The sequence below is a fragment of the Arthrobacter sp. 2RAF6 genome, assembly GCF_052115205.1.
In the GTDB taxonomy this organism is placed as follows: domain Bacteria; phylum Actinomycetota; class Actinomycetes; order Actinomycetales; family Micrococcaceae; genus Arthrobacter.
Window position 1 is genome coordinate 1 of the sequence record NZ_JBFRGF010000023.1, and the last position, 18135, is coordinate 18135.

18 protein-coding genes are annotated in these 18135 nt (G+C 63.7%); 3 read left to right on the forward strand and 15 right to left on the reverse strand.

The annotated features are described in order from the left end of the window. The first annotated feature begins 423 nt into the window (after window positions 1-423). Both AB4Z38_RS16050 and AB4Z38_RS16055 read left to right on the forward strand, forming a co-directional pair. On the forward strand, window positions 424-966 hold the full coding sequence (locus AB4Z38_RS16050) for a recombinase family protein (RefSeq protein WP_441430626.1): 543 nt from the start codon (window positions 424-426) through the stop codon (window positions 964-966). Further along, window positions 893-1945 (forward strand): iron ABC transporter substrate-binding protein, encoded by a 1053-nt coding sequence (locus tag AB4Z38_RS16055; protein ID WP_441430627.1) that lies wholly within the window; start codon window positions 893-895, stop codon window positions 1943-1945. The genes AB4Z38_RS16050 and AB4Z38_RS16055 overlap by 74 nt, the downstream gene beginning before the upstream one ends. On the opposite strand, the gene AB4Z38_RS16060 is transcribed toward AB4Z38_RS16055, so the two are convergent. The 3 genes from AB4Z38_RS16060 to AB4Z38_RS16070 all read right to left on the reverse strand — a co-directional run bounded on the left by AB4Z38_RS16060 (window position 1911) and on the right by AB4Z38_RS16070 (window position 4052). Next, window positions 1911-3131, reverse strand: coding sequence for a serine hydrolase domain-containing protein (locus AB4Z38_RS16060; protein WP_441430628.1), 1221 nt, complete (start codon window positions 3129-3131; stop codon window positions 1911-1913). The genes AB4Z38_RS16055 and AB4Z38_RS16060 overlap by 35 nt on opposite strands. A gap of 90 nt (window positions 3132-3221) precedes the next feature. After that, window positions 3222-3659: an SDR family oxidoreductase gene (locus AB4Z38_RS16065; RefSeq protein ID WP_441430629.1), complete on the reverse strand. Its 438-nt coding sequence runs from the start codon at window positions 3657-3659 to the stop codon at window positions 3222-3224. A gap of 9 nt (window positions 3660-3668) precedes the next feature. Further along, window positions 3669-4052, reverse strand: a complete 384-nt coding sequence (locus tag AB4Z38_RS16070; RefSeq protein ID WP_441430630.1) for a response regulator — start codon at window positions 4050-4052, stop codon at window positions 3669-3671. Window positions 4053-4220: 168 nt separating this feature from the next. Between AB4Z38_RS16070 and AB4Z38_RS16075 the strand changes: the two genes are divergently transcribed. Continuing rightward, a complete protein-coding gene (locus tag AB4Z38_RS16075; RefSeq protein ID WP_035743560.1) occupies window positions 4221-4424 on the forward strand; it encodes a cold-shock protein in 204 nt (67 codons plus the stop codon). 18 nt (window positions 4425-4442) lie between these two features. Here the strand turns inward: AB4Z38_RS16075 and AB4Z38_RS16080 are convergent, their stop codons facing one another. The 12 genes from AB4Z38_RS16080 to speB all read right to left on the reverse strand — a co-directional run bounded on the left by AB4Z38_RS16080 (window position 4443) and on the right by speB (window position 17999). After that, window positions 4443-5177 (reverse strand): maleate cis-trans isomerase family protein, encoded by a 735-nt coding sequence (locus AB4Z38_RS16080; RefSeq protein ID WP_441430631.1) that lies wholly within the window; start codon window positions 5175-5177, stop codon window positions 4443-4445. A gap of 7 nt (window positions 5178-5184) precedes the next feature. Continuing rightward, window positions 5185-6633, reverse strand: a complete 1449-nt coding sequence (locus AB4Z38_RS16085) for an amidohydrolase family protein (RefSeq protein WP_441430632.1) — start codon at window positions 6631-6633, stop codon at window positions 5185-5187. An 8-nt stretch (window positions 6634-6641) separates the two neighbouring features. Beyond that, window positions 6642-7454 carry an aspartate/glutamate racemase family protein gene (locus tag AB4Z38_RS16090; protein ID WP_441430633.1) on the reverse strand — a complete coding sequence of 271 codons (813 nt, stop codon included), beginning with the start codon at window positions 7452-7454 and terminating at the stop codon, window positions 6642-6644. Next, window positions 7451-8134 (reverse strand): GntR family transcriptional regulator, encoded by a 684-nt coding sequence (locus AB4Z38_RS16095; protein WP_441430634.1) that lies wholly within the window; start codon window positions 8132-8134, stop codon window positions 7451-7453. Before AB4Z38_RS16095 ends, AB4Z38_RS16090 begins: the two co-directional genes overlap by 4 nt. 102 nt (window positions 8135-8236) lie before the next feature. Beyond that, window positions 8237-9577 carry an MFS transporter gene (locus AB4Z38_RS16100; protein ID WP_441430635.1) on the reverse strand — a complete coding sequence of 447 codons (1341 nt, stop codon included), beginning with the start codon at window positions 9575-9577 and terminating at the stop codon, window positions 8237-8239. Window positions 9578-10065: 488 nt separating this feature from the next. Next, on the reverse strand, window positions 10066-11013 hold the full coding sequence (locus AB4Z38_RS16105; RefSeq protein WP_441430636.1) for a proline dehydrogenase family protein: 948 nt from the start codon (window positions 11011-11013) through the stop codon (window positions 10066-10068). A 73-nt stretch (window positions 11014-11086) separates the two neighbouring features. After that, on the reverse strand, window positions 11087-11941 hold the full coding sequence (locus AB4Z38_RS16110; RefSeq protein ID WP_441430637.1) for an ACT domain-containing protein: 855 nt from the start codon (window positions 11939-11941) through the stop codon (window positions 11087-11089). Between the two features lie 120 nt (window positions 11942-12061). Continuing rightward, complete coding sequence (mscL, locus tag AB4Z38_RS16115; protein ID WP_441430638.1) at window positions 12062-12493, reverse strand: large conductance mechanosensitive channel protein MscL; 432 nt, start codon at window positions 12491-12493, stop codon at window positions 12062-12064. A gap of 113 nt (window positions 12494-12606) precedes the next feature. Further along, complete coding sequence (locus tag AB4Z38_RS16120; RefSeq protein ID WP_441430639.1) at window positions 12607-13902, reverse strand: D-arabinono-1,4-lactone oxidase; 1296 nt, start codon at window positions 13900-13902, stop codon at window positions 12607-12609. 28 nt (window positions 13903-13930) lie between these two features. Further along, window positions 13931-15463, reverse strand: coding sequence for an aldehyde dehydrogenase family protein (locus AB4Z38_RS16125; RefSeq protein ID WP_441430640.1), 1533 nt, complete (start codon window positions 15461-15463; stop codon window positions 13931-13933). 77 nt (window positions 15464-15540) lie between these two features. Continuing rightward, entirely contained in the window at window positions 15541-16998 is a 1458-nt protein-coding gene (locus tag AB4Z38_RS16130; RefSeq protein ID WP_441430641.1) for a purine-cytosine permease family protein, read from the reverse strand. Then, window positions 16995-17999 (reverse strand): agmatinase, encoded by a 1005-nt coding sequence (gene speB / locus AB4Z38_RS16135; RefSeq protein ID WP_441430642.1) that lies wholly within the window; start codon window positions 17997-17999, stop codon window positions 16995-16997. The genes AB4Z38_RS16130 and speB overlap by 4 nt, the downstream gene beginning before the upstream one ends. Window positions 18000-18135 lie beyond the last annotated feature (136 nt).

The window sequence follows — 18135 nt, forward strand, 5'->3', positions numbered from 1 at the left end:
TGCTCCATATGTGTGCGGGAAAAGCCTGAAGGGTGAGCCACCCCCACTACGGGTTGAGCCGAACCCACGGGTCGATCCCTGGTCCAGAGCGGAACGGACCCTCGGGTTCCCACCGAGGAACCCTCAGTTTCGCTGAACTCACGGGAGCCCTCGGGTTCGAGTAGTAACGGCGTGAAGTTGAACGCTAAGCCTTGAGTGTCATGTTGGGGTATACCCCAATTGGACGTCAGGAAACAGCCGGCAATACTGTCAGATTAGAGTGTCCTTAGTGTTTTCCTGACGCAAGTTGCCCGAGGTCTTGGATTTCAACCTGACACTCTTCGTTAGGAGTGGAACATGGTCGGCTAACGCATCGGATACGTCAGGGTCGGCGGGCTGGACTAGAACAGCCAGCGCCAGTTGGAGGACGTCCAGGTAGGCAGGGTGTTCACGGGCAAGGCGTCCGGCAAGGAAACCAATCGTCCCCAACTGGAGGAACTCTCAAAGTTCGCCCGCGACGGTGACCCCGTCATCGTGCACGGCAAGGGCCGACTGGTGAGAAACCTCGATGACCAGCGCTCCGTCGTGGAGAATCTGCAGAATTCGAGCGTTACCTCGTCAGCGAACGCCAACCGAAGGCATCGCCCTGACCAAAAAACGCTGAGCCTGCCGAGGGCGCAAATGTGCCCTTTCAACGGCTCAGACGGCTGGCAGGACGCGCCGGCGCAGGAGACTGTTTGTAACAGTCGACCTCTACGTGCCCAGAATTACGCAACAGTGGCATGTTGTTATTACAGTAAGGATTGCCTTGCCTATCTCACTGCCGTTCCTCCCGACTCCTCGGGCTGCTCTGCGTGGAGGGTAGGGCTGCCCCCAACCATTCCGGTCCCAGCCGGAACCTTGAAAGGCCCCCATGAAATTCGGCATCAAACCCGCTACGGCCCTTGCCGCCGCCACGGCCACGCTGCTGGCACTTTCGGCGTGTAGCGGCGCACCAAGCGGTACCGCAAGCGGTGGTTCTACGGCCGGCGCGTCCGGCGACGGCATCGTCGTATACAACGCGCAGCATGAAAACCTCACCGGCGCATGGGTGGATGCCTTCACCAAGGAAACGGGCATCAAGGTTACGCTCCGTAATGGTGACGACCTTGAAATGAGCAACCAGCTCAGTGAGGAAGGCAAGAACTCCCCAGCGGACGTCTTCCTCACGGAAAACTCCCCGGCCATGGTCCGCATCGCGAGTGCGGGATTGCTCGCTCCCGTGGACCAGGCAACCCTCAGCCAGGTCCCTGCGCAGTACCGGCCCTCCAGCGGCGACTGGACGGGCATCGCGGCCCGCTCCACCGTGCTGGCGTACAACAAGAACAAGCTCAGCGCAGACCAGCTTCCCAAGTCCTTGATGGATCTCGCGGATCCGTCATGGAAGGGACGCATCGGTGCGTCGACGGGCGGAGCTGATTTCCAGGCCATCGTCAGCGCGATGCTTGCGCTCAAGGGAGAAGACGCTACCCAGAAATGGCTGGAGGCGGCCAAAACCAACTTCAAGTCCTACAAGGACGACACCCCGGTGCTCGCAGCCGTGAACGCCGGCGAGGTCGACGCGGGAGTGCTGTACCACTACTACTCCTTCGTGGACCAGGCCCAGACCGGAGAAAACAGCAAGAACGTCGATCTCCACTACTTCAAGAACCAGGACCCGGGCGCGTTCGTCAGCGTCTCCGGCGGCGCTGTTCTGGCATCCAGCAAGAAGCAGGCACAAGCCCAGCAGTTCCTGAAGTTCATCACGGGCAAAGCGGGTCAGCAGGTCCTCCAGAACGGTGACTCCTTTGAGTACGCGGTTGGCTCCGACGTACCGGCAAACTCCAAGCTTGTGCCCCTCAAGGACCTTCAGGCACCTTCGGTGGACCCCGCCAAGCTCAACAGCGAAAAGGTCACCGAGCTGATGACCAAGGTCGGGCTTCTTTAGGCCCCAACCGCCCGCTGATGGCCTCGAACATCGCAGCGGCTGCCGGTCCCGCAGCAGGATCAACGGGCAGTGCGGTTGAAGAGAATTTGACCCCCACTACGCCTGACTTCCGGTTGATATAGACCATCTGCCCGTGGATGCCGAGGCAGTACGCGGTGTCCGGGTCGTCCGAGAGGAACCAGAACTGGCTGCGGTACCTGCCTCCCGGCATCGCTTCCGCATGATTGCCGGCGGCGAAAGCCGCTGCGGAATCAGGGCCGCCTGTGAAGATGTCCTCAACCCAGCCAGGCTCAAGGATCCGCTCATTGTTCAGTGAGACCCCGCCGTCGCGGATCAAGGCCCCGAACAGAGCCATATCCCCAAGCGTGGCGCAGATGCCGCCGTCGAACATGCCGGTTCCGGCCGCGTCGAGGGAGATGTAGGCGTCGTGACGTGCACCCATCCGTGACCAGAGGACCTCGGAGGCGAGTTTTGCGAACGGCTCCCCGCTGGCAGCTTCGCAAAGCCAGCCGAGCACATCCGTCTCGCAACTGCGGTATTCGAAATGGCCGCCGTGCTCACGGACCTGTTCCAAGGTCAGCAGGAACTCCTTGAGCGTGCCTGCTCCGCCGTTGCGGGGCGCCCAGCCCACAGCCTCGTCCAGCTTCCGCACCTCGGACCCTGCGTCGAGGTAATCCTCCGAGAATTTGATGCCACTGCGCATGTCCAATATGTCCCGCGCTGTAGCGCCCCTGTAGCCGCTGGCGCCGAGCTCGGGAACATAGTGCTCTATCGGCCGGGCGGTGTCGATCTTCCCCTGGGCCGCCAGTACGCCGACCACCGAGGAAACGATGGATTTGCTGACGGACATGAGCAGGTGCCTTGTATCGGGAGTCATCTCCCCGAAGTACTCCTCGACGAGGACCTCATTGCCGTGCAGGACCATCCACGCATCGGTGCTCGTGGCCGCCAGGACCTGCCCGACCGTGCTGTCCAGGCCGTCGGGCAAGCGCACAGGCACTCCCCCGAGCCCGAGGGAATCCCCGGGCGCCGCCCGCTGCGGCAGGCCGGCGGGGTCCGTGGACGCGGCACGAATCGCAGCGTTCTCGAACAGCTCATCCATGTGAAGGAAGGACCATTGCAGATTCCCGGGCTCCTGCCAGTTGTCAACGGTGACCCTGCTTTGGCGAGTGGTAATGCGTGACATGGTGTTCCTCCTCATGAAAGCGAATGGCATTCTCTTTCATGATTATGCCTCACTCTCCTCTTCGAGGTAACCGAGGGACACGAGACCATTTCAGTCGACCTTGAAGCCCCCGTTGCTGTAGAGAATCTGGCCATTCATCCACGATCCCCGCTCGGAAAACAGGAATCTCACCAGGTCTGTCGTGTCCTCGGCCGTGCCGAGTCGGCCGGCCGGGGTTGCATCAATACCCGAGCGCCGCGTCGCGTCGTCCATCCACCCGGTATCGATCGGGCCCGGATTCACCACATTCGCACGCACACCCCGGCCTGCCAGCTCGACGGCGGCTCTCAGCGCGCGGCATTCGCTGGCGATGGATTCCGGGTCGTCGGGATTGCGCTCCAGTCCGACGCGATCGTCGTACGGCCGCCAATAGTTGAGGGCGAGGTCCCAGCCGTCGCGCGCCAGACCGACCGCGAGGTTCGCCCCGATCGAGCGCCGCCGGCCGACGCCCGTCACAACCGCGACTTTCGAATGGCTCTGCATAGTCATGGTTCGATTCTAGGAAGCGGCATCGGCGGCCACGCCGCGCGCCGCGGCGAGAACGGCAGTGGTGAGCACTTCGGCCCCCGCGGTCTTGGGTATGTAGGCCAGGGCGCCGGCGTCGAACGCTTGGCGGATCACCACTGGGGTCGCGAGGGAACTGCGGACCACCACTTGTGATCCGGTCGAGAGAATGGCCTGGATTTTGGAGCGGAGCGGGATCCGGTCACCAAGCATGACGTCCAACAGGACAACGTCAGACAACTGTCCCAGCGAGGCGGCGAGCTCGGCCCAGGACCTGAACCTGCCCACCACCTTTACGGTTGCGGCGTTGGCCTCAAGCCAAGAAGCAAGACTCTCCCGGAGCAGTGCGTGGTCTTCGAGGGAACAAGAAATCCTCAAGATTCGGGCATCCGGAAAGAAGGCGGCCAGCCGGAGCTTTTCAAACAGTCAACACGGATCCTTGCGCCCCCGAACCCCGCGCCGTAGGTTTGAGGAAGCGGACGTATGCGTCCGGGGGCATCGGGTTTGAAGCCGATGGTCAGTCAGATTCAGAGAAGGAACATGGCCGTGGCAACAGGTATTGTCAAGTGGTTCAACGCCGAGAAGGGTTTCGGCTTCATTGCCCCCGACGACGGTTCGGCGGACGTCTTTGCCCACTACTCGGCGATCGCCTCGAGTGGGTACCGATCACTGGACGAGAATCAGCGGGTCCAGTTCGACGTCGTGCAGGGCCCGAAAGGCCCCCAGGCGGAGAACATCCAGCCTCTTTAAGAGGGGACCACTGACGAATCAGGCTATTTCTGCAAGCAGCCGGCCCCACTTGGGCGCCAGTAAGGGCGCCCCGGCAAGCTTGAGGCAATGCCACAGCGTCACCGCTACGGAATCCAGCACCGGCACCCCGGTGGTTTCCTCCACTTCCGCGGTGATGTTGGCGCCGTAAAGGTTCGTGCACAAATAAATGAGCGCGTCCGGGTTCGAGGCGGCAAGTTCCAAGGACCCGGGCAGTATTTCCGCGTCCGTGACCCGGGCGAAGGATTCGTTGTTGCTGAGGTCCAGGTGGCGGTGGTCCACCGTTTTGATCCCTTCGCGCGCATAAGACTCGATGACGGCTTGGTTCACGTCCCCGGTATAGGGCGTGAACATGCCGATCCTTTCCGTGCCGAACGTCCTGAAGGCCTCCAGATAGGCCAACGTGGAGGTCGTGGCCGGGATTCCGGTGGCCTCCGTGATTTCCCGGACCAGGGCCTCGTCGTGCGCGGCACCGAGCCAGGAACCTGAGGTTCCGTTCCACGCGATGACGTCCACGTCCGCCGTCGCAAGCAACGCGGCGGCTTCCCGCATGACGGCCGAATCAAACTGTTTGTCCGAGGAATCATCCAGCGCAATCCGAGTGACCGGAATGCGTGTGGAGTGGATGGTGACGTCCTGGCGGTCACCCAGGATCCGGTAGCTTTGCGGCTCCAGGCACGTGTTGGACGACGGCACGATCATGCCGATGCGGGTGGGGCGGTGTGCGGAAGGCATGGTTCTCCTAAGCAGAAACGGGGGCGGGAGCGGACGGCGATTTTCGAACGGACAGGGCGTCGCGGTGTGCGGCGAAGCCGTTGCGGGCAACGAAACGGCCCACCGGGCCGGGATCGTGGAAACCGCCGTCGTCGACCACCACGCGTCCGGCGGAGACGACGACGGCGGGCCAGCCGCTCAGCGCCTTCCCTTCGAAAGGCGAGAAGTCAGTTCCCATGTGGAGCACGCCGCCGTCGACCTCGCGCACTTCGGCGGGATCGAAGATGACGAGATCGGCGTCGAACCCTACCGCGATAGCGCCCTTGCCGGGCACGCCATTGATCCGCGCGGGGCCGGCCGAGAAGACCTCGACGAAGTCCTCTATGGTGCTGTGGGGGGCCATCGCGGTGAACGTGACGGGCATGCGGGTTTCGACGCCGGGCAGCCCGTGCGGCATGAAGCGGACGTCGTCGGTGCGCTCGCGCTTCTGCAAGAGGTCGTAGCAGGAGTGGTCCGAGGAGACGGTGTGGATGGCTCCGGCCGCGAGACGTTCCTTCAGCGCCGCGACGGTTTCAGCACTGCGCATGGGCGGGCAGCAGGCATACCATTCGGGGAATTTTGAGCCATATACGGTGTCATCCAGCGTCAAGTAGTGCGGGCACGTCTCGGAGTAGGCCTCCTGGCCGCGCTCGCGGGCCTCGGTGACCAGATCCACCGCGCCTGGGGTCGACTGGTGCACAAAGTAGACGGGCGCTCCGGTGTACTCGGCCATGGCGAGGGTCTCTTTGACGGAAATTTCCTCGGCAAGTTCGGGCCGTGTGGAGTGCAGGTGCTCAATGCCGATCCGGCCGTCCGCGGCGTGCTGTTCGGTGCAGTCGGCGATGATGGGATCGTGCTCCGCGTGGATGTATGTGAGTCCGTCCAGGCGCACCATCTCGCGCATGACTTTCAGGATGGTGTCGCCGTCGGCCATGGTGGAACCGCGGTTGGTGGTGTACATCTTCACCGAACGGACGCCCAGTGCGGCGAGCTGCTCCAGCTGCGACGGCACAGTCTCGTCCCAGCTGACCACGGAGCCGTGCAGCGCGACATCGCAGCGGGACTCGGCGGCCAATCGTTTCTTGTTCAGGGCTGCGTCCAGCGGTGATTCCTGGGCGTCACGCGGAATACCAAAATCGATGATGGTTGTGGTGCCGCCCCACAGGGCAGCGGTGGAGGTAGTGCGGTAGTCGTCCAGGGTGCGGAAGCGGCCGGTCACTTGGGCCACGTGGCAATGGCCGTCCACGCCGCCAGGGATGACCAACTTGCCGGCCGCGTCGACGATGCGGGAGGCTGCGGGGACCGGCTCGGCGGCGTCGATGAGGTGGGTGATGCGGCCGCCGTCGATTACGACGTGGGCGGCTTGCCGGGCCGGCCCGGTGGATTGACGGCTGTTGACCACGGTGCCGTGGGCGATGACGAGATCGGGGATGGTCACGGTGGTCCCTACTTTCCGGCTGGAACGGCGGCGGCAGCAACGGAAGTGCTGGCGGCGGACTGGATGGCGGTCAGGGCGGCGTCGAGGTTTTCAGACAACCCCCGGCGGTGCTTGACGGGCGGCGGCGCGAAAGCGCCCTGGCGGTGGAAGCCGGACTGAAGCGCCACAACCGCTTCTGTCATCCGGATGCCGGCGGAGATTCCGTCCACCACGGGCACGGGGATCTGTCCTTCAAGCTCGCGCGCGAGTCCGGCAAGCGGGGCGCCCGCCAGGATGACGACGTCGGCGCCGTCCTCCGCGACCGCCTGCCGGCTCAGTGCCAGCAGGGTTTCCTTGAAATCCTGCTGCACGGTGCCGATGCCGTTGAGGCTCTGGTTGATGGACCGGATCGAGGCAAGGCGGCTGCCAAGTCCGAAATGCTCCACGCAGTCCCGGTACCAAGCGGTGATGCGGTCCGAAATGGCGATGATGGAGAAGCGTTGGCCCTGCAGGGCCGCGGCGCAGAGGGCGGCCTCCGTGATCCCGATGACGGGCACGTCGGTGAGCTCCTTGAGGGCGGGCATCCCGGGGTCGCCGAATGCGGCCACCACGACGCCGTCTATGCGGTCCGCTGCCGGATCGCCCCCGCAGGCCTCGGCGATGATTTCGGCGACGGCTCCGGCTGCGATGAGGGATTCGAAACGGGTCTCGATGTATTCGACGCCATGTCCGGCGGTCCGGACGATCAGCTCGGTGTCAGCCCCCGCCGAGCGGCGGGCTTCGGCGTCGATCAACGCAGTGACATCCGCGCTGATGTTGGGATTGATGACTAGCAATTTCATGGTCGTTTGCCTTGCAGCTTGAGTTCCGTGGCGGGCTCGTTCTGGGGGAACTGCTCGCGGTACTTTCCAATGTGCGACGCCGATTGGGTAGCGGCGCGCTCGGCATCGCCGCTGGCGATGGCGGCGTAGAGATCGCGGTGCTCCTGGATCAGTTCCGGCAGGTCGTCCACGTGGCGGAAGAGCCAGTGCATGCGGCCTTGGAGCGGTTCCAACGCGGTGCGGAGAAAATCGTTGTTGGCGATGGCCGTGATGGCATCGTGGAATTCACTGTTGGCGCGGTGCGCCTCGAGTATTGAGCCTTTCGCAAGGAAGCGATCGGCCTCATCGAGGAGCCCGGCCAGGTGCTTGAGGTCCTTGTCCGTGGCGCGGGCCGCCGCCAGGCGGCAGGCGAGGACTTCGAGTGACTGGCGGACGTCGAAGAGGTCCTCGACGTCTTTGGGGCTCAACCCTGCCACTTCGGAACCGCGGGAGGCCCGGTCCTGGATGAGGCCTTCCTGCCGCAGCATGCGGAGGGCTTCGCGGATGGGGAGTCGCGAGACGTTGAATTCGGCGGCGAGGTCCCTCTCCACCAGCCGGGTGCCGGGCGCGTAGTGACCCTCGAAGATTCGCGAACGGATGGCGTCCCGCACGGATTCCCGGAGGGGACGGTCCGTGGCGGGGGTTCCTTCTGCAATCAGCATCTTTGCTCCATTCGTGTTCTCTTGGGTCATTGTGCCCGGCATTCCCGGCGGGCGTCTGGCTTTTGGTGGTTCAGGACCGTCCGGCCAGACCGGTCAGGCGAGTTAGACCGGAAGTCGTTTGCCGTAGTCCAGCGTCAGCACGGACACGCCCATGATGATCGCGGAGCCGACAAAGTACAGGAGGGCCCAGGTGTAGGAGCCTGTGGCGCCGACAATCAGGCCCACCACAATCGGGGTGACGAAGCCTGAGATGTTGCCGCTGAAGTTCATGGCGCCGCCCAGGACGCCCGAGTTGGTGCGCCCGCCCAGGATGGAGGGGATGCTCCAAAACAGGCCAACCCAGCGGAGGAAGAACATGACCACGGACAGCAGGACAACCGCCGTCGTCGGGTCTGCCACGATGGTGACGCCTACCAGGCCGCCAATCACCACGACGCTGGAGATACCTAGCAGGGTGCGCATGACCTTGTTTGCCGACGCGCCGGCCGCACGCCACTTGTCAGCGATGGTGCCGCCCAGGATTTCGCCGACAAAGCCGGCACCGAAGATCACGAAGGTGGACCAGCCGATGGTGTTCAGGTTGAAGTGCTTGGCTTGGGCCAGGTAGAGCGGGCCCCATGTCAGCAGGCCGTAGAACACTCCGTTGAATCCTAGCCAGCCGAAGCACATGGCCCAGAAAGAGCGGAACTTCAGATAGGGGAGGAGGGCGCGCTTGCCCTTGACGCCGTCCTTTTTGTCCTCGGCGTCTTCCTCGGCGTGGGAGGCCTCGATATAGCTGGCCTCGGCGTCGTTGACGCCTTTGTGGTTGCGGGGATTGTCGCGGACGTACCACCACACGGCCAGGCCCATGAGGACCGTCGCCGCGCCGGCGATGATGAACGAGTAGCGCCAGCTGCCTGTTGAGGCGATGAGCCAGGTGATGAGGATGCCGCCCAGGCCGGCGCCGAGCGGGGCGCCGGCGTCAAGGATCGTGGCGCCGCGGCCGCGCTCCTTCTTGTGCATCCAGATGGCGTTGAGCTTGCCGCCGGCCGGCATGACTCCTGCTTCGGCGACGCCGATACCCAGGCGCGCTATGAACATGCTGAGGAAGCCGCCAGCCAGGCCGGATGCTGCCGTTGCGGCACCCCAGCCGATGCACGACGCCGTCACGACCTTGCGGGGGCCGAACTTGTCGATGAGCAAGCCGACGGGGATCTGCATGAGGGCGTAGGTCCAGAAGAATGCCGAAAGCAGGAGTCCGACGAGCTCCGGGGCGAGGTTGAATTCCTTTTGGATGATGGGCAATGCCACGGAAATGGAGCCGCGGTCGATGTAGTTGACGGCTACCAGGATGAGCAGCAGGACGAAGAGCCTCCAACGGACACTCGTGCGTCGCTGCACGCCGTCCTTGCCGGCTTTTCCTTCGAAGGCATGCGCTTCTGTTTCGGTGTTTTGGAGAGACACAGGTTCTCCTTCAGGGGGAGTTTGAGGAGCGGGGAAAGTCTTGAATTGTTGAGCTGGGTGCGGGTTGCCGCGGCAGCTGGACTCGCGCCGGCGGCGGCAGTAGCGGCCCGGTCCTCTTTCTGGGAGGGGGGGACGATGCCGGTTCGTTGAGTCCGTCTTGGGATCCCGTTTTGGGATCCCAAAATCAAAATTAGATGTGACCCGGCGCACTGTCAAGGGTTTTGGTATACAAAGTGAAGAAACGGAATGTGACCGAAGATGCTCCGGCCCTAGCCTGAGCGGTAGCGTGCGAGGAGATGCCGCGGATGGGATACCGGGGCGCTCAACGTGGACCTGCCTGCCGACGCGCTCCCTACCTCACGACGCGCAACTGGCTACGGGACGCGGGGAAAGTCCTGCGACGCGCGAATACCGGCGTCGATAGGGATTTTCCGTGTCACGAGGCAGTTAGGGCGTCGCCAGGCGTCTAGAGCAGGGTCGGGGAAGGCTTAGTTCGGGTTGAGGTCGGCGAGAGCCGTCAGAGCCCGCTCGGGATGTTCCGCGATGCGGTTGAGGACGTACAACCACCACTCGCCACCGAAGATGACGTACTCGCGTGTCCTGTAGCCGTCCCTGTGGAGTTGGTCGAGAAGATCGGTCCCCAGTCCGAGGAGCATCTCGAATTCGATCGCGCCGGACTTCAGCGCCTCACCGTGCCGGGCTATGAGGGTGTCGACGAGCTCGTCGTCGTGCGTCGCGAGGGAAAGCGGATGGCCGGAACGAATGAGGTGGCTGGCAAGATCGAGGTAGGCGGCAGTCAGTTCGACGCTGTTGCGGGGGTAGGCGACGGCCTCGGGTTCAAGGAACGCGCCTTTGACCAAGCGAACGGTACCCGGGTGGCGAAGGACCCGCTCGAGGTCTCCGGGGGTACGGTGCAGGCGGGCTTGGAGCGTGATGCCGACGCGGGGGATCTCGGCGGCGAGCTCGTCGTACAGGTCCAGGACCAGTTCGGTCCGATCAGAGCCTTCGGCCGAGATCATCAGCCCCGTTCCGAACGGTTCAGTTATCGCGGCAAGCTGGCGTACATGGTCGAGCGCCAGATCGCGGTCCACGAGTGCGCCGAGGTGGGAAAGATCAAAAGAGATGGTGCTCGGCACACCGGTCTTCCCGAGCGCAGCGCCCAACTCAAGGAACACCCCGGCTTCAGAGCGTGCGAGCTCGGCGCTGCGCACGCTCTCACCGGCGTATTCGATACTCGCGGCATGCCCTCGGGCCACCGCCGCTGCCGCTACCTCGATGGCGTCAGCGGCGGTGTCCCCGGCCGAGTATCGCCTTGCCACGCGTGATGCCATTGTCGCCAAGGCTGGTGTGGACATGACACGCTGCTTCAGGTCTTCATCCAATGCCCACGCCCGCAGGGTATTGGCGGCACGCTCGAGGTCAATCTTGGTAGTCACCCGACAAACTGTACCTGCGGAGTTTGCGGGCACGGGCGTCGGGTTCACGCTGCGGAATCCGACGCTGGGCTGGTCAGGGTCGGGTACCCCCGCGGGTGTGCGCCAGGATTTCCGCCAGCTCGGCGAGCCGGTGCGCACGTGCTGACTCCGCCGGCGTGAACGGCTCGCCCGGCCGGGAGAACAGGAGCGGTCCGTGCCAGGCGGTGGGGATCTTAAGGAGCGTCGTGGAGGGCCCGACGGCGGCGCCCGCCTCGGCAGCCGGACCTTCGGCTTCGGGGGTGACGATTTTCGCCGAAAGGAGTTCCGCAACGGCCAGCGGCAGTTCGTCAGGGTTGTCGGCGATCCGGGCAGCCAGGCTCAGGGCCTTGGTCTGGCCGTCCGCCATGGCGAGTGCAGTGGTAGGCCACACGTGCGAATCCCGGCCGCCGCCGTCGTCGAGTGCTGTCAGTAGCTCCTGCTCGCCGAGGTGGCCCGGGGCGGAAAGTACGAATTCGTCCATGACGGCTCCATCCATGGGGTGGACATGGATGCTGAGGATGTTGATGCCGGTCCGCGCCAGGGATTGGGTGATGCGTTGGAGGGAACCGGGCTGGTCGCGGAGCACGGTCCTCGCCCGCCAAAGAGCAGGGGCCGAGCGGAGCTTCCTGCGGTGGCGGAGGGCAGGCGCGTGGATCCAGCGCCGCAGAATCCTGGCCGCCGAAGGCTCGGCGACCCAAATGACCAGGACCGTTGCGGTCACGGTCAGGAGGAGCACCTTGGCCAGGTAAGGCAATTGCGTTTCAACCACGGCGGCGTGGACAAGAAGTTCGATAGGGAGCATCACGGCGATTTGGGCCACGGTGACCCGGGCCTTCGGAGCCTCGGGCATCTGGCCGCACACTTCGCAGGAGAGCTCGGCTGTAGCGGAAGTCCTCTTGTTCGGCTTCATGGCACTATCGTGCCCGAGCCCTGTTTCACGTGGGTTGCGCCTGCGTCACGATCTTAGGCAGCACTAGCGCGGGCCAGTTCAGCGCTCGATGGAAGTGCTGAACTGACGCACGAAGGACCTCTAGCGGGCGTTCTCGTTGCTCTTGTTGGCGGCCGCGAGCTCGGTCAGGAGGTCGCGGATTTCAACAAGCAGGGCGGTGTCGGCCGGAAGCGGTTCGTCCTCGGGCTCTTCGATGGAGGCGCGGCGCTTGGTCAGTTCGTTGATCTTGTTCATGGGCGCAACGAAGATGAAGTACACCACGGCGGCCGTGATCAGGAAGGTCACGAACGCAGTGATGACGGCCCCGAAGTTGACGAAGGTCTTCGCGTTGTCCGGCCAGATGGAGAAGCCCAAGCCCTCGGCGTTGACTCCGCCGGCTGCGGCGATGATCGGGTTCACGATGTTGGTGGTGAACGCCGCGACCAAGGCGGTGAACGCGGTGCCGATGACCACGGCGATGGACAGCTCGATGATGTTGCCGCGAAGAACGAAGTCTTTGAAACCTTTGAGCATGGAAAATCCTCCGAGTGGGTGCGGGTGTCTGGCTCAAGCAGAGATCAAACTACCACCCCAAGGTTTCAACGAGTGTATTTGGGCCCGGATTCGCCGGGCCCAAATACACTCATCTAGCCCAGCAGGGCGCGAGTGTGGTCGTTGAGGAACATTCCGCGAGGATCGAACTCGCGGCGTACCTGGATGAAGGTGTCCAGCTCCGGGTAGAGGCGTTCCAAGCGGCTCCGCGTCATGAAATGGATCTTTCCCCAGTGCGCACGCGGTTCGAATTCCTGGAGCAGCGAATCGGCATCCCGGAAGAACTGCCAATAGTCGGTACCGGGTTCGGTGGTGAGCGTAATGACGGTGCTGTCGCGGCCTTGGAACTGGGACATGTAGCCCTCGTCGGACTTCACCCAGCGGACCTCCACGGGGTACCTCTGCTCGGGATACCTGGTGCGGATCAGGTCCTGGATGGCCTCGACGGCGGCCAAGCCGTCCTCGCTGCGGACGAAGTACTCGAGTTCGTGGAACTGCGTGGTGAATCCGCCCGGATAGATCCGGTAGGAGCGGTCCAGTCGGGAGCCCTCAACAGTAGAGATATCTCGCTCGTCCTGGATGTGGGCCACGTTGTAGCGCTTGGTGTAGCTGCGGTTTGCCATGCTCAGGCCGGGCGCGCCCGGGAGGTCCAGGAGCTCGCAAGAATCGTTCTCGGGACACCAGAGGAACGAGTAGTGTCTGTTGGAGTCGATATCGGTATCCCAGGTAGAGGCGGTCTCGGCCCACGTGGGGTAGGTGATTTGCTCCTGCAGGTAGTAGCTGTCCTCAACAGCCAGTTCCACCTCCAGAAAAACCCCGAGCGTACCCAATGCGACCTGGGCGGCCCTGAGTTCGCGGAGTTGCCCCTCTCCGATCTCCACGATTTCGCCGTAGCCGTTGATGAGCTTCACCCAGCGTAGGCTGGACGAGAAGCTGCCCAGGTTCTTCCCCGAACCGTGGGTACTGGTAGCCAGTGCCCCCGCGATTTGCTGTTTGTCGATGTCGCCTTGGTTACCCAAAGCCAGCCCCTGTTCCCAGAGGGGATCGCCGAAGGCGTTGATGGTGGTGCCGGCCAGAGCCCTCGCACGACGCCGCTCGCGGTCGGTTCCGGTGATCGCCGAAAGAGCGGACATGTCCATCAGGACACCACCCGTCTGGACCAGCGGCGAGGACGAATGCCCCGAGCCGACCGCCCGCACCGGCAGGCCTTCGCGGATGGCGAAACGGACGGCGTCGAGCGCTTCTTGTTCATTCCGCGGCCGGACGGTGAAGGCTGGCGTTGCGCTCTGGTTACCGCCCCAGTTGGTCCACGTGACGTCCGTGCCGAAGGGGGCGGACGGGGTGGCGGCGCGTGCCGCGGATGATGTGTGGGGAAGGTTCGTGGTGGTCATTGCTAAGCTCCGTTGCTTGTCCGAACGCTCATGCGCCGTGGTTGATCATGACGTGCTTGGTGCGGGAGTAGTCGTCCAAAGCGTAGAGCGAGAGGTCGCGGCCGTAGCCGGATCCCTTGAATCCGCCCCACGGTACCTCGCAAGCCAACACCAAGTGTGAGTTGACCCATACCGTACCGAAGTCGAGTTGCTTCGGAACGCTCAGCGAGAGGCTTGAATCCCGGGTCCATACAGAGGCGGATAAGCCGTAAGGGCTCTCGTTTGCCCGCGTAACAGCCTCTTCCGTGGAACTGAAAGTCTCGACCGTAACCACGGGACCGAAGATCTCGTGGGTGGCAATATGCGCCCCGGCCGGCACGTTGCTGATCACCGTGGGCTCGATGAAGTAGCCCGGGCCTTCCAACGCCGAACCGCCGATGGCGAGGTGCAGTCCAGCGGCCTTCGCCTCGGCAAGCGATTCCTTGACGCGTTCGAAGTGCGGGCGCGAAATCATGGGACCGATTTCGACGTCGTCCCCCGCCCCTGGTGCCCCGACCACCAGCGTGCTGACTTCGCGCACGAGGTGTTCGGTGAACTCGGCAGCAACTGACTCATGGACGAGCACCCGGCAGGCAGCGCCGCAGTCCTGGCCCGCGTTCCAGTAGCCAGCGTTCCGCACGCCGGCAGCGGCCGCGCGGAGGTCGGCGTCGGGAAACACAACAACCGGAGCCTTGCCGCCGAGTTCCAGGTGGACGCGCTTGACCGACTTCGCGGCGGTCGCCGCCACGGCCTGTCCGCTGACGACGCTTCCTGTCAAGGCGACGAGGGCGACGTCGGGGTGTTCGGAAAGCCGCTGTCCAACGGTCCGGCCCTGGCCAGTGACGACGTTGAGGATGCCATCCGGAATGCGCCCGGCCACGAGTTCCGCCAGTTTCAGCGTGGAGAGCGGCGTCTGCTCGGAGGGCTTGAGGACGATGCTGTTTCCGGCGGCCAAGATGGGCGCGATCTTCCAGGCTGCCATCAGAAGCGGGTAGTTCCACGGGGTGATGACGCCCACCACGCCCACGGGCTCCCTGAGGATGACCGAGGTGTGTCCGGTGGCGTAGTCGCCGCCGGCCATGGAGGTCAGCGTGCGGGACGCTCCGGCCATGAAACGGAAAGTGTCAATGGTGCTGGAGACGTCGTCTTCCGCGACGGCCCGCGGTTTGCCCGTGTTGGCGGACTCGAGGGCTTCGAACGTTTCCCGGTTCGCTTCGACGATGTTGGCGATCAGGTTCAAGACCTCGGACCGCTCCTTCGGCGTGGTGGCTCCCCAGGACTTCTGCGCAGCCACGGCTGCTTCAACGGCAACGTCAACATCTGCGGCGGTGCCGGCCTGCACCGAGGCGATGACCTGCTCGGTGGCGGGATCGACGACGTCGATGAGCTCGGCGGAGGAACCTGGGACAAACGATCCTGCGATGAAATGCCCGCCGGGAGGCAAGGGCAGCGGCAAGATGCCGGGGACGTTGTGGGCCGCAGGGGAGCTGTTGTCTTCGCTGACGCGGCGGACGGTGAACTGTTCGGTGTCAATGAGTGTCATGATATTTGCCTTTGTTTTCTGGCGCCGGTCGCGGCGTCGGGAGTTTACGGGGGACTGGGCCCTGGGCCCGGGGTGGATTAGGCCAGGTCGCTTGCGAGTGCGAGGGCTTCAAGCGGTGCGGCCTGGCTCTTCTTGCGGAAGGTGCGTGCCGCGACGTAGTAGAGAGGAGCAACCACGACGAGGCCGACAATCCAGGAGAGGTCCACCCCACCCATTGCAGCTGCGACGGGCCCGGTGTAAATCGCTGTTGCCGAGAACGGAAGCTGGACCAGGGCACCTGCCACGTAGGAACCGATGGCGACCCAGTTGAACCGTCCGTACACTCCGCCGTCGCGCTTGAAGAAGTCCTCAACCCTGTAATCGCCGTGCCGGAGGAGGTAGTAGTCCACCAGGTTGATGGCCGTCCAAGGAACCAGCACGTACATCAGGAAGGAGAGGAAGTTCGTGTAAAAGAGGATGAAATTGTCGCGTGCGAACAGCGAGATCAGGAGTGCGAACGTGAAGAGGATGATTGCCGCCACGCTGCGGGTCTTGGCGCGCGGCAGCCAGTTCGGCTTGAATGTCTGCCCGATCGTGAGGCTGCACAGGACGCCGCAGTAGAGGTTCATCGCGTTCGATGCCGCGACGCCGAGGCAGAAGATTCCCACGACTGCCAGGGTCCATGGTTGGAGCAACGCTCCCATGCTGCCGACGATTTCGACGTTGCCAGCGTCTGCGCCCATCGTGACCGCAAGGGTTCCCACCAAGGCACCCAGGATCATCGGGAAGAGCGTGCCCAGGACGCAGCCTGAGTAGGAGGCCCAGAACGCCGGGGCCGAGCCGGTGCCTTGCGGCATGTAGCGGGAGTAGTCCGAGACGTAGGGAGCGTAGGCGAGCTGCCACAAGGCCGATACGGAGACGGTGGCCATGAAGCCAACCCAGTTGAAGTTTCCCTGGTACAGGAAAGTGGCAGGCAGCCCGTGGACGAACATGATCCAGACGAAGGCCAGAAGCAATGCCAAACCGGCCACGATGCTGAGGAAGCGTGCGTAGGCGTGGATGAGCCGATAGCCGAAAATCGTGGCAACAACGCTCACAACGCCGATGATAATGATGCCTGCGTCAACACTGATGTCCGGGCTGACTGCGGCCATTGCTTCGCCGCCAAAGACAAGGTTCGCAGCGAAGAATCCGACGTACATGATCACCACGATGACAACGATCAGCAGCGCCCCGATGGAGCCGAATTGGCCGCGGGTCTGGATCATCTGGGCCACGCCCAGTTGCGGTCCTTGGGCGGAGTGGAGCGCCATGAAGATGCCACCGATGACGTTTCCAAGGATGATTCCCACGATGGCGGGCACAAAGCTGAGCCCGAACACCGTAGTGGCGAGTCCTCCGGTCACGATGGTCATGATCATGATGTTGGAACCGAACCAGATAGTGAAGAGGTCCCGGGCCTTTCCATGCCGTTCGTTAAGCGGGATGGGCTGGATGGTCTTGTCCTCGAGCCGGGGCACTTCGGTGGCTGCGGCGGGATTGCTTCGGGTGTTCATGATGCGGTCCAGGAGGCTGCTTGCAATTCGCGGACGGCGTTCGTCTCGGCCTTGCCGCGGTTCACCATCAGTGCGAGGAGGTCGAAGACGAGGGTGGCCGCGGCTACGGTGGTGATGTCTGCGTGGTCGTAGGCCGGAGCGACCTCGACGACGTCGGCGCCCACAATGTTGATGCCGTTCAGCCCGCGGAGCAGCGCCAGCAGCTCGCGGGAGTGGAGTCCGCCCATTTCGGGAGTGCCCGTGCCCGGCGCGTAGGAGGGGTCCAGGACGTCGATGTCGATGGAGACGTAGACGGGGGTATCGCCGAGCCGATCCTTGACCCGCTCGATCGCTGCGGGAACGCCGATGACGTCCAGGTCCGAGCAACGGATGATCTGGAAACCGAATTCATGGTCGCGGAGGAAGTCGTTGCGGTCGTAGACCGGCCCGCGGATGCCGACGTGCATGGACCTATCTTCCACAAGGAGGCCTTCTTCGAAAGCCCGCCGGAAGATGGTTCCGTGGGTGACCGGCTGGTCGAAGTACGTGTCCCAGGTGTCCAGATGGGCGTCGAAATGCAGCAATGCGACCGGTCCGTGGACCTTATTCACGGCCCGCAGCATCGGGAGGGCGATAGTGTGGTCGCCACCGATCGAGATCAGCTTCTTGTCCCCGCTGATCAGGGGCAGTGCCTGCTCTTCGATTTCGCGGACTGCCCGCGTGATGTCGTACGGGGTGCATGCGATGTCGCCGGCGTCCACAACCTGGACTTCGTAAACGGGCTCGACGTCAAGTTCGGGGTGGTAGCCGGGACGCAGGAGCCGGGAGGCCTCGCGCACTGCGGCAGGACCGAAACGGGCGCCTGGCCGGAAGGACGTTCCGCCGTCGAACGGTACGCCGACGATCGCAATGTCGTAGTCCGGAACGCGGTCGATTTGGGGAAGCCTGGCGAAAGTGCCGAGGCCTGCATACCGGGGGACTTTGGTTGCGTCGACGGGGCCGATGGGCTTATGCGTTGTCATGCCGGGATCCTTCGTGCAGTGCGGCCGAGCGGCTTGCCGGCAGCTTTCGGTGTTGGAGGAGGGTGCTCGCCTTTGAGCGGGAATGTTGAGTCGGAATGTTGGGGCGGGAAGTAAGTACTCCAATTCTTGGTGACGC